Raw genomic sequence first — 11,914 nt, forward strand, 5'->3', positions numbered from 1 at the left:
GGCAGACCGTCCCACCACCGTCCCACCACCGCACCTCCTGATCACGCCTCCTGAACACGCGCAGGCCGCCAGGTAACGTCACCGTCCATGGGCAGCCCCTCGACGTCGAGTAGCCCGGAGCGCCGCAACGGTTCGATCTGGACCGTGCCCGGTATGCGGACGCTCGCCATCCTGACGATGTTCGGCTTCACCGGATACGCGGCGCTGCTGCCCGTGGCGCCGATGTGGGTCGTCGAAGGGGGCGCGGGCACGTCGGGAGCGGGATTGGTCAACGGGGTGATGCTCGGTGCCACCGTCGCAACCCAGGGGTTCATCCTCATGCTGCTGCGACGGCTCGGCTGGCGGACGGTACTCATCCTGGGGATGGTGCTCATGGGGGTGCCGTCGCTGGCCACGGCGTTCAGCTCAGAACTGTGGTGGGTGCTGGCCTGTTCGGTGGTGCGGGGCATGGGATTCGGAGTGCTCACCGTGTGCGGCTCGGCTGCGGTCGCCGAGCTGGTCGAACCGTGGCGGCGTGGAGCCGGCATCGGCGCCTACGGTCTAGCAGTCGCGGTGCCGAACGTGCTGGCCCTGTCGTTGTCGCCCTGGCTGGCCGAAACGGTCGGGTTCTGGGCGGTCTTCGTCGTGGGTGCTGCGCCGCTGCTCGCGGTCCCGGTCGCCGCGCGGCTGGCCGCCGACATCGTTGCGGCGCAACGCTCGCAGTCGATCGCCGAGCATCCAGCCTCCGGAGTCGGCCCCGAGGCAGTGGCCTCGGCCACCGCGGGGTTCGCCCGCCCGCCGGACGAGCCCGACGACACGCCCGCCGACGACACACCGGCCGACGACTACGACAGGCGGCCACAGTCTCCGGTCGGTTCGTCGGCCGTGAACAACGGGGCAGCGTTCTGGATCGGTCTGCTCGTGCCGACCCTGATACTGCTCTCGGTGACGCTGGCGGGCGGCGGAGTGATGACGTTCCTGCCGCAGATGGTGCCGTCGGCCGGGCTCGTCCTGGCGGGTCTGCTGATGTTCACGGCGGTCGCTGCGCTGAGCCGTTGGGCCGTCGGCTCGCTCGCGGACCGACACGGCCCTACTCCCTTCGTCGCCCCGCTGCTCCTGGCCTCCGTCGTGGGACTCGGCCTCATCTCCTGGTCGGTGGCCGGGCTCGCCGCAGACCCCGCGTCGGGAGGTGGAGTCTGGGCGGCCACGGGATCGCTGAAGAGCGAGGGCGCGCTCGTCATCACCGCTCTGCTCGTCGGGGCCGGCGTGCTCGGCACGGGCTACGGGGCGCTGCAGAACCTCACTCTGGTGCTCGCGTTCCATCGCGTCCCGCGCCGGCGGATCGGCACGGCCAGTGCTGTGTGGAATGTCGGCTTCGACGCCGGCACCGCGGGCGGCTCCATCATCGTGGGCGCACTCGCCGCAGGCATGGCCTTCGCCGACACGATGCTCGTGCTCGCCGTCTTCTGCGCCGCCGCCGTTCCCCTGGCCTTCCTCACCCGTCGCCGAGAGTCAGGGGCAGACCGGCGGCGCGCCACGCGGTGATGCCGCCGTCGATGAGGACGATGCGGGGGCGCTCGGGGGCGAAGGCGGCGAAGGCGGCGGGCTCGACGATCGGCGCGTCGGCGTCGTCGACGAGCAGGTACAGCACCGCGCGGCCGGCCAGCGCGGCCAGGTCGACGCCGGGGCGAACCCGCAGGGCCAGGTCGGCGGGCAACTGCCCGGAGGAGGTGTCGGCCCGCAGGTCCAGGATCAGCGCGCGCTCGTAGAGGGCGTCTTGGTAGGCGCCGCGCACGGAGACCCGGTCGCGGTTGGAGGCGGGAGCGGGAGCGAACAGGTCGATCTGCCAGCGGGCGTGCGACCGGGTGCGGGTCAGCGTGGCGTCGAGGTCGAACGGGCGGGTGCTGCTCATCGGAGTCTGGGTCCTCTAGGACTGGGCCGCGAGCGGCGGCCGGGTTGGTTCGGGGCTGGTGATCAGGCCGTCCGACAACAACCAGTCGCAGCACGCGCACGAGCCACGGCGGTCAGCGGACCGGCCGTGTGCATTCGTGCGTGCGAGGACGTCATGCGTCGACTGTAGGGCCGACCGACACCTCATGTGAAGTAATGCGACTCCTAATCTCACATTATGGGTTTCGGTAACCCGAAATCCGGTCGACGAGGCGTGACAGAACGGAATCGGCGCCGTTACACCCGCGACACAGACCGCCCATACGGTGCAGCGTTATGACTCAGACCGCAGCCGATCCCGCGGCGGCTGCTCCGGACCGCACGAGCCGCCGCAAGCTGGGGGTCGAAGAGGAGTTCCACCTCGTCGACACGGCCACGCGCCGGCTCGCCCCCCGCGCACCCGAGCTCCTCGATCAACTGCAGGACGCCTGGGGCGCGACCTACGTCGCAGAGATGCAGCGGTGCGTCGTGGAGATGAACTCCGACGTCGTCGACGACCTCGACGGCTTGCGCTTCGAACTGATCCGACGGCGGGAGACGCTGGGCCAGGCGGCGTCGCAGCTCGGCCTGTCGACGGTCGCGGCCGGCACGGTGCCGCTGTCGCTGCCCGGCGAACTCGACCTCACGAGTGCCCCGCGGTACCGGCGGATGCTCGCCGATTACCAGTTGCTGGCCCGCGACCAGCTGATCTGCGGCACCCAGATCCACGTCGACGTTGCTGACCGCGACGAGGCCGTGGCCATCGGCCGCCGGATCGCCCCGCACCTGCCGACGCTGCTGGCCCTGAGCGCCAGCTCGCCCTACTCCCACGACGGCCGCGACACCGGCTACGCCAGTAGCCGCACCCTCGTCTGGCAACGCTGGCCCACGACGGGCCTGGCCACGCGCGCCAAGACCGCCGCCGACTACGACCGGCTCGTCAACGACCTCATCGCCACCGGCGTCATCACCGACCCGGGGATGATCTACTTCGACATCCGCCCCAGCCACCACGTCGACACCATCGAACTGCGGATCTGCGACAGCTGCCCGAGCGTCGACACCATCGTCCTCATCGCTGGCCTGTTCCGCGCACTCGTCGACCGGGAGGCGCAACACCGGCTCGAGGGGGTGCCGCCGCTGGACTTCGCCGCCTCCCTGGGTCGCGCGGCGATCTGGCGGGCCGCCCGCTCCGGGCTGGAGGAGGACCTCGTCGATGTCGAGGGCCGCACCCACCGGCGCGCGGCGGAGGTCGTGCACGCCCTCGTCGAATCGCTGCGACCGCAGCTGGACGCCAACGGCGACTGGGAGACGGTGAGCACCCTGACCGACTCCGTGCTGTTGGCCGGCAGTTCGGCCTCGCGGCAGCGGCGCGCCCACCGCCGCCGCGGCGATCTGAGCGACGTCGTCGACCTGCTCATCGCCGAGACCGCCGCCCGGCAGACCCTGACGGAGGCGACGCCGCGGGGGATGTTCGCGGGCTACGAGCCTCCGGTCGTCGCCGCCGGGTTGCCTCCGCGGCCGCACGGGCTGGACGAGGCCATCGACAGCGACGGCCGCGCCCGCCCGACATACACCGATCTCATGGCGACGCTGGAGCGGCTCGGCCCCTCGTCGCTGCGCCACCGCGAGGCCCGCATCGAAGACCTGCAGCGCGCCGACGGTGTCACGTTCAAGGTGACCGGCCAGCAGGGGTCGCGGGTGCTGCCGCTCGACCTCGTGCCACGCATCGTCGAGCCCGCCGACTGGGAGCACATCCGCGCTGGCGCCGTGCAGCGCTCGATCGCCCTCGACGCCTTCCTGCGCGACGTCTACGGCGATCAGCAGATCGTCGCCGACGGCGTCGTGCCCGCGGAGACCCTCGACCGGGCGCCCGGCTTCCGCTCCAGCGGCATGATCGCCGGTCGCGGGGTGCGCGCCCACATCAACGGCCTCGACCTGGTGCGCGATGGCAACGGCCGCTGGTGCGTCATCGAGGACAACCTGCGCATCCCCTCCGGCATCGCCTACGCGATCTGGAACCGCTCGCTCATCCACCGCTTCCTGCCCGAGATCGCCACCCCGGCGAACCTGCTCGACGTGGAGGTCGTGCCCGGCCTGCTGCACGAGACGCTGCTGGCGGCCTCCCCGCCGCGCGCCGCCGACACCCCCGGCATCGCCGTGCTGACCGAGGGAGTCGACAACTCCGCCTACGCCGAGCACCGACTGCTGGCCGAGCGGATGGGGGTCGCGCTCGTGACCCCGGAGGTGCTCAGCGTCGAGAACGCGCAGTTGTATGTCACGACCAACCGCGGCCGGACCCCGCTGCACGTGCTGTACGCGCGGATGGACGAGGACATGCTGCTCTCCTCCACTGGGGCCGACGGGCAGCCGCTGCGGGCCGGAGTCATCGAGGCGCTGCACCGGGGTACGTTGTGCATCGCCAACGCCTTCGGCAACGGGGTCGCCGACGACAAGGCCGTCTACGCCTACGTGCCCGCGATGATCGAGTACTACCTCGGTGAGCAGCCGATCCTGGCGAACGTGCCGACCTTCGTGTGCGCCGAACGCGAGCAACGCGACCACGTGCTGGCCCACCTGGAGTCGCTGGTCACCAAGCCGATCGACGGCTACGGCGGCTCGGGCGTGCTCATCGGCCCCGACGCCAGCGACGCCCAACTCGCCGAGCGACGCGAGGAGCTGGAGATGCACCCCGAACAGTTCATCGCCCAGGAGGTCGTGCAGCTCTCGACGCACCCGACGTTCGACGGCACGTCGTTTCGGCCCCACCACATCGACCTGCGCACCTTCGTGCACCTGCGCTCGCAGGGACGCGGGACGCAACCGGAGGGGGTCGTCATGCCGGCCGCGTTGACGCGCGTCGCGGCGGCGGGCAGCAAGATCGTCAACTCCTCGGCCGGCGGCGGCTGCAAGGACACCTGGGTGCTCGACGCGCCGGCGCACGCGAGCGGCTCCCTCGACGACCAGCGCGGGGTCGAGCAGCACGGGGTCGAGCAGCACGGGGTCGAGCAGCACGGGGTCGACGCCTGATGTGCGGCATCAGCGGCGAGGTGCGCTTCGACGGCACCCTGGCCGATACCGCCGCGGTAGCCGCTATGACCCGCACGCTGGCGCCGCGCGGCCCGGACGGCGCGGGGCTGTTCAGCCGAGGGCCGTTCGCGCTAGGCCACCGACGACTAGCGATCATCGACCTGTCGACCCGCGGATCGCAGCCGATGGTCGACCCGGAGCTCGGCCTCGCGCTGGTCTTCAACGGCTGCATCTACAACTACGAGGAGCTGCGTGAGCAGCTGCGCGCCGCCAGCTACCGGTTCTTCTCCGACGCCGACAGCGAGGTGGTCATCAAGGCGTATCACCACTGGGGCGCGGGGTGCTTCGAGCGCTTTCGCGGCATGTTCGCCGTCGGCATCATCGAGTTGGACTCGGGGGTCAGCGTGCTGGCCCGCGACCGCCTCGGCATCAAGCCGCTCTACCTGAGTCAGGGGCCCGGCCGGGTGCGCTTCGCCTCCTCGGTGCAGGCGTTGCTGGCGGCCGGCGAGGTGGACACCTCGATCGACCGCGTCGCGCTGCACCACTACCTCAGCTTTCACTCGGTGGTGCCGCCGCCGCACACGATCCTGACCGGTGTTCGCAAGCTGCCGCCTGCCACCGTCCGCGTGTATCAACCAGATGGCACATTCGCGGACCAGGTCTATTGGCGCCCGACGTTCGCCCGCGATCCGCAGCGCTCGGACTGGAGCGTTCGCGACTGGCAAGAGGCCCTGCTGGAGACGCTGCGCGGGGCGGTGCGACGACGAATGGTGGCCGACGTGCCGGTCGGGGTGCTGCTCTCCGGGGGGTTCGACTCCTCGGTCATCGTCGGTCTGCTCGCCCAGGAGGGGCAGCGCGACCTGGCGACCTTCAGCATCGGCTTCGACGCCGCGGGCGGCGAGAGCGGCGACGAGTACGTCGACTCCGACCTCGTGGCGCGCGAGTTCGGCACCGACCACCATCGTCTGCACGTCGACACGGCGGCCCTCGTGCCCGCGGTGCTGCCGACGGTCGCGGCCATGACCGAACCGATGATCTCCCACGACTGTGTGGCGTTCTACCTGCTGAGCCAGACGGTTTCCCAACACGTCAAGGTCGTGCAGTCGGGCCAGGGCGCCGACGAGGTGCTCGCCGGATACAGCTGGTACCCGCCCCTGGCGGCCGTCGACCCGCAGACCGTTACCGAGCACTACGCCCGTGAGTTCTTCGACCGCACCCACGACGGCATCGCGGCGTTGGTCAACCCCGAATATGCCCTGAGCAACGACCCGAGCTACGCCTTCGTCGCCGAACACCAGCGCGCGACGCTGGCTGCCGCCAAAGGGCAGGCACGCGAGGCGCTGGACGCCGCCTTGAGCCTGGACACCCAGATCATGCTCGTCGACGACCCCGTCAAAAGGGTCGACGCGATGACGATGGCGTGGGGCCTGGAGGGGCGCGTCCCCTTTCTCGACCACGACTTCGTCGAGCTCGCCGCCGCCTGCCCACCCGCCCTCAAACTCGCCGGCGGCGGCAAGGGAGTGCTCAAGGAGGCCGCCCGAGGACTCGTGCCCGACGCGGTCATCGACCGCACGAAGGGCTACTTTCCCGTGCCCGGCATCCGACACCTCGAGGGTGAGCTGCTGCACCTCGTCCGCGACGCTCTCAGCGAGCCCGCCGCCCGGGACCGGGCGATCTTCCGGCCGGAGGCGACCGCGGCGCTGCTGGCGGAACCCAACGCGACCCGCACGACGCTCGACGGCAACGCCCTGTGGCAGGTCGCGCTGCTCGAACTGTGGCTGCAATCGCTGCCCACGCCGGGCACGCCAGCTGGCACCTCAGCTGTCACGTCGACTGCCACCGCTGCGGACCTCTCGGCGGCGGAGGCACCGAACACGTTTGAGGCCCCGCCGTGACGACGCCTGCACAGACACCCGCACAGACGACCCGCTCGGTCGCCCCCGGCCGAGCGCGGGGGCCGCACCCGACGTACGGCGCCGCGCTCTCTCCGGACGGCCGATCGCTGGCCTATATCGCCGTCGACGACGGCTACCCGCGGGCGGTTCAGCGGCCCGTGCCGATCGCCGGCGGGGTCGCCCTGAGCAAGGCCCGCGACGTGCGGCTGCCGGTCGACGGGCCGATCACCAAGATCGTCTTCTCGCCCGACGGGCGCTGGTTGGCCTGCCAGGTCGCACCCCTGGCCGGTGACCGCCAACAGGTGTGGGCCGTCACGACGGATCCGGCGGACCCGCGCGCGCTGTGGATCGACGGCGGCGAGGGCGGCAGTCGTGAGCTCGTCGGCTGGGACGGCACCCGCGTCGCCGTGACCGTCGAGGGCGAGGACGGCGTCGGCGAGGCGCGGCTCATCAACCCCACCGACGGGCACGTGCAGGTCGTCGACCGGCGCGACCAGGGCCGCCTCGTCGACGCCTGGGCCGGCACGGCGCTCGTGCGCGTCGGCCCCCGCTGCGACCGGCACCTCGTGCTGCTGCGCGGCGAACACGAGATCCGCCTCGGCGACCCGGACCCCGGCTCGTTGACCGACCCGGGGGTCATCCTCGACGACCACCGGCCGCGCCGGCTGCCCGACGGCAGCCGCTGGCCGCCCGCCACGGCCGTCCCTGATGCCACTGATGTCTCGGGTGCCTCTGATGTCTCTGACGCCTCTGGATCCGGCTCCCCCGCTGAGTTCGCGGGGTACCTGCGGGTGCTCGTGCGCACGGATCAGGGCGCGGACCGGCTGCGCCTGGACCAACTGACCCTCACCCCCAAGGGCGCCTGGCGGCGCGTGCTGGCGGCCCGGCCGGACGCGGATCTCGACGAGCTGGCCGTCGCGGCGGACACCTCGCGCGCGGCGCTGTTGTGGAACGTCGGCGGCGGCCACAGCGAGCTGCAGATCATGGAATTGAGCGACGGCACCCTGCACGACCCCATCGCGCTGCCGGCGCCGGTCGCCTCCGGGCTGAGCCTCAGCGCGGACGGGCGGGCGCTCGCCGTGACGGTCGAGGGGCCTGGGCGGCGGCGCGGGGTGGCCCTGACCTCGCTGGCGGCCTGGGGGCCCGGGGGGTCTCCGGTCAGCGATTCCGCTCGCTGGACCCTCGTCGACCCGGTCCCCGCGGACCCGCAGGCGGTGCAGCCGGCGCTCGAGCGGTTCCGCGCGCACGACGGGCTGGAGCTGTCCGGCTGGCTGTACCGCTCACCGAGCGCGCCGCCGGGCCCGGGCAGGGTGCTCGTGTACTTTCACGGCGGCCCCGAGGGGCAGTCGCGCCCGGAGTTCAGCGACGTCTTCGGGCCCCTGCTGGAGCGCGGCATCTCGGTCTTCGCACCGAACGTGCGCGGCTCGTCGGGTTTCGGTCGGGCCTACTGGCACGCCGACGACCACGAGCGCCGGTGGGACGGCATCCGCGACGCCGTGACCTGCGCCGACATGCTCATAGAGCGCGGCATCGCCGGTCCCGGGCAGTTGGCGGTCGCCGGGCGCTCGTACGGCGGCTACCTGACGAACGCCGTCCTCGCGTTCCACCCCGGTCACTTCGTGTGCGGGGTGGCCATCTGCGGCATGAGCGAGTTCGCCGCCTTCTTCCGCGAGACCGAGCCGTGGATCGGGCGGGCCTCCTACTCCAAGTACGGCCACCCGGAAGAGGACGCCGACCTGCTGGCCGAGCTGTCGCCGATCCACCGGGCGGCGGAGGTGTGCGTGCCGATGCTGTTCATCCACGGCGGCAACGACACCAACGTGCCCGTCGGCGAGTCACTGCGGATGGCGGCGGCCCTACGCGCTGCCGGCTCCGCCGCGGAGACCCTCGTCGTCCCCGGCGAGGGCCACGACTTCACCCGGCCCGCCAACCGCGCTCTGCTGGCCCGCCGCCTCGCCGACTTCGTCCACGCGCACCTGCCGTGACCTCCCCGCACGCCCCCACGCACCAACTGCCCCAGATCGGACAATCGCGACGGCGCCGAATTTGGGTTTGTGGTGAACTAAGTACGTGCCCCCGCGGTCGGCTCAACCCGCTCCGTCGTCGCCCCAGGTCACGGGCTCGGCCCGAAATGGGCGGATGGGGGCACGTACTTAGTTCACCACCGAAACAAACGTTTGCCGGTGCTGACGCCCCGAGCGGACTCGAATAATCTGTGCAGCATGTGCCGCAACATTCGTCAGCTCCACAACTTCGAGCCTCCGGCCACCCCTGTCGAGATCGAGGCGGCAGCGACGCAGTTCGTCCGCAAGGTCGGTGGGGGTCCGCCGTCGAAGGCGAACGAGGCCGCGTACGCGCGGGCCATCGACGAGGTCAGCGCGTCGGTGGCGCGCCTGCTTGAGGAGCTCGTGACGAGCGCCCCGCCCAAGGACCGCCAGATCGAGGCCGACAAGGCCCGCGCCCGCGCCGCCCAGCGCTACGGCCGCACCGCCTGACCAGCGCCGATCGCGCGGGCCGGGTTCGACGCACCGGGCGACCACTCGTCGGCGACCGGTGCGCCGCGCCCAACCGAAAGCACAGCGCCCAACCGAAAGCACAGTGCCCGACCGAACCGTGCCCGACTGAACCGCGCCATAAGCGAGAAGCCGCGCCATGACCGATGACCTGCCGTTCGCTCCACTGCCCGTGCGGCGCGTGGAAACCTCGCCGCACTTGGGCCCGCCGCCGCCCGACCGCTGGCCGGCCACCGTCCCCGCGGTCGCGCAGCTGCTGGGCGATGGGCTGGACCTCGGCCCCGCCACCGTGCTGGTCGGCGAGAACGGCACCGGCAAGTCGACTCTCGTCGAGGCCATCGCGATGGCCTTCGGTCTTAACGCCGAGGGGGGCTCGACCGGCGCGATGCACCGCACGTTCACCAGCGAATCGACCCTGCACGACCACCTGAGCTGCCGCCGCGGACCGGGCGCGCCCCGCTGGGGCTTCTTTCTGCGGGCCGAGACGATGCACTCGTTCTACACCTACCTCGACGAGGTCGGCATGGGGTGACGCGCTACACGAGTGCAGCCACGGCGAGTCCTTCCTCGCGCTCCTGGACAGCCCCCGCTATCTGCGCGAGGGCTTCTACGTGTTCGACGAGCCCGAGTCCGCGTTGTCGTTCACGGCCCAGCTGCGGCTACTCGCTCAGCTCATCGAGCTGGCGGAGTCCGGATCCCAGATCCTGCTCTCTACCCACTCCCCCGTGCTGGCCGCGCTGCCCGGCGCACGGCTGCTCGAACTGGGCGACTGGGGGTGGCGCGACACCACCTGGGACGAGCTGGAGGTCGTCGGCCACTACCGCAGTTTTCTCGACGCCCCGCAGCGCTACCTGCGGCACCTGCGCTGAGAGCCCGCGAACCCCGGAGCGCAGAAGGCTGCCCTCGCCAGCCGGCATCGACGCTGATGCGGGCGGCGGGGCAGCCTTCGGCAGGGGTTGTCTGGCAGGGGTTGTCTCAGGCTTCGACGGCCGGAGCGGCGTGGGTGAGGTGGTGCACCGGGATGTTGCTGAACCGCTCGCGCGCGCGGCCCACGGTGTCATCGCGCAGCCAGGCGGTGTCCGCGTCCGCGGAGGTGGCGATGACGATCGCGTCGGGGCCGAAGACGTTGGCGGCACTCTCCAGCGTCTCGAAGGCGTCGAAGTGCCCCACCTCGCCCTCGGCGCGATATCCCTGCGCGGTGAGGTCGGCGAGGATCGCGTCGAGGCGCCGCTGCGCCGCGGCCCGGGTGTCGTCGTAGATGAAGACGGCCCCGCTGGTCAGCGCCGTGCCGACGTCGACCGGGTTGGCGGGGACGCTCACGTAGAAGGCCGCATCGGGCTGCGCGTGAATGCGGTGGATCTCCCGCACGAGCCGTTCGGCGTCCACGTCGTCGTTCGCGAGCATGAGCACGCGGGTCGGCGTGATGTCGAAGCTGCCGGTCTTCGCGTTGTCGTCGTAGCCGTGCCGCGTGCGTACGACCACGAAGAACACGACGAGCAGCAGCGCCCACGAGGCCAGGCCGAGCGTGATCTGCGACTGCGCCTCGGGGTCGAAGGCCATCATGACCAGCACCGCGACCATCGCGACGATCGCGAAGCACGTCAGCCACGGGTAACCCCACATCTTGACGACGAGCTGCGACGCGGGGGTCTGCCGGCGCAGGATCAACTGGCTGATCGCGATGAGGATGTAGACGAAGATGATCACCGCACCGGAGCTGTTGAGCAGGAACATGAACACGGCCTCCGGAGAGATGTACGCCGCGATGACGCACAAGAAGCCGACGACGGTCGAGGCGAGGATCGCGTTGCGCGGCACCCCGGCCTTGGTGACCCGCAGCAGCGCGGCGGGCGCCTCGCGTCGACCGGCGAGCACGAACAGCATCCGGCTCGCGGTGTACAGGCCTGAGTTCAGGCACGAGAGCACGGCGGTCAGCACGACGGCGTTCATAACGTGGTCGGCGTACGGCAGACCGATGTGCTTGAACGCCGTGACGTACGGGGAGGCGCCCAGCTCGGTGTCGTTCCACGGCAGCATCACGACGAGCAGGAAGATCGAGCCGACGTAGAAGATGCCGATGCGCCAGACGACCGAGTTCACGGCCTTGGTGACACCGCGCACCGGGTCGTCGGACTCGGCGGCGGCTACCGTCGCGATCTCCGCACCGACCATCGAGAAGATGACGACGACGATGCCGGAGAAGAGCACGCCCGCCCCGTGCGGCATGAATCCGCCGTGCGCCGTGAGGTTGGAGAAGTCGAGGTGCCGCCCGGGCCAAATACCCAGCACGAAGACGGTCCCGATGAGCAGGAACAGGATGATCGTGACGACCTTGATGCCCGCGAACCAGTACTCGAATTCGCCGTAACTACTGACCGAGAACAGGTTGGTGGCCGTCATCATCGCCATGAGGGCGAATGCGAAGATCCACAGCGGCACCCCAGGCACCCAGTACTGCAGGAGTTTCGCGCCGGCCACCGCCTCGAAGCCCACAACGATGACCCAGAAGTACCAATACAGCCAAGCGACGGAGAAGCCCGCCCAGTTACCCAGTGCGCGCCGGGCGTA

At 71.0% G+C, this 11,914-nt stretch carries 9 protein-coding genes; 7 read left to right on the forward strand and 2 right to left on the reverse strand.

Annotation, left to right across the window (positions count from 1 at the left end):
- Positions 1-87: 87 nt before the first annotated feature.
- A complete protein-coding gene (locus tag KILIM_RS14940; RefSeq protein ID WP_051988810.1) occupies positions 88-1,524 on the forward strand; it encodes an MFS transporter in 1,437 nt (478 codons plus the stop codon).
- On the opposite strand, the gene KILIM_RS14945 is transcribed toward KILIM_RS14940, so the two are convergent.
- A complete protein-coding gene (locus KILIM_RS14945) occupies positions 1,475-1,891 on the reverse strand; it encodes a hypothetical protein (RefSeq protein WP_006593558.1) in 417 nt (138 codons plus the stop codon). The genes KILIM_RS14940 and KILIM_RS14945 overlap by 50 nt on opposite strands.
- Positions 1,892-2,205: 314 nt before the next feature.
- Between KILIM_RS14945 and KILIM_RS14950 the strand changes: the two genes are divergently transcribed.
- From KILIM_RS14950 to KILIM_RS25370, 6 genes are all read left to right on the forward strand, one after another.
- Entirely contained in the window at positions 2,206-4,938 is a 2,733-nt protein-coding gene (locus tag KILIM_RS14950; RefSeq protein WP_006593559.1) for a carboxylate--amine ligase/circularly permuted type 2 ATP-grasp protein, read from the forward strand.
- The gene (locus KILIM_RS14955; protein ID WP_006593560.1) at positions 4,938-6,833 is read left to right on the forward strand and encodes an N-acetylglutaminylglutamine amidotransferase; all 1,896 of its coding nucleotides are present in this window, start codon (positions 4,938-4,940) and stop codon (positions 6,831-6,833) included. Before KILIM_RS14950 ends, KILIM_RS14955 begins: the two co-directional genes overlap by 1 nt.
- On the forward strand, positions 6,830-8,818 hold the full coding sequence (locus KILIM_RS14960; RefSeq protein ID WP_006593561.1) for a S9 family peptidase: 1,989 nt from the start codon (positions 6,830-6,832) through the stop codon (positions 8,816-8,818). Before KILIM_RS14955 ends, KILIM_RS14960 begins: the two co-directional genes overlap by 4 nt.
- Positions 8,819-9,055: 237 nt before the next feature.
- Complete coding sequence (locus tag KILIM_RS14965; protein WP_006593562.1) at positions 9,056-9,328, forward strand: DUF2277 domain-containing protein; 273 nt, start codon at positions 9,056-9,058, stop codon at positions 9,326-9,328.
- 157 nt (positions 9,329-9,485) lie between these two features.
- On the forward strand, positions 9,486-9,878 hold the full coding sequence (locus tag KILIM_RS25365; RefSeq protein ID WP_006593563.1) for an AAA family ATPase: 393 nt from the start codon (positions 9,486-9,488) through the stop codon (positions 9,876-9,878).
- 79 nt (positions 9,879-9,957) lie between these two features.
- Positions 9,958-10,215, forward strand: coding sequence for an AAA family ATPase (locus KILIM_RS25370; protein ID WP_006593564.1), 258 nt, complete (start codon positions 9,958-9,960; stop codon positions 10,213-10,215).
- 106 nt (positions 10,216-10,321) lie between these two features.
- On the opposite strand, the gene KILIM_RS14975 is transcribed toward KILIM_RS25370, so the two are convergent.
- A partial coding sequence (locus KILIM_RS14975) for an amino acid permease (protein WP_006593565.1) occupies positions 10,322-11,914 on the reverse strand: 1,593 nt, incomplete at its 5' end.

This window comes from Kineosphaera limosa NBRC 100340 (assembly GCF_000298215.1).
In the GTDB taxonomy this organism is placed as follows: Bacteria; Actinomycetota; Actinomycetes; order Actinomycetales; family Dermatophilaceae; genus Kineosphaera; species Kineosphaera limosa.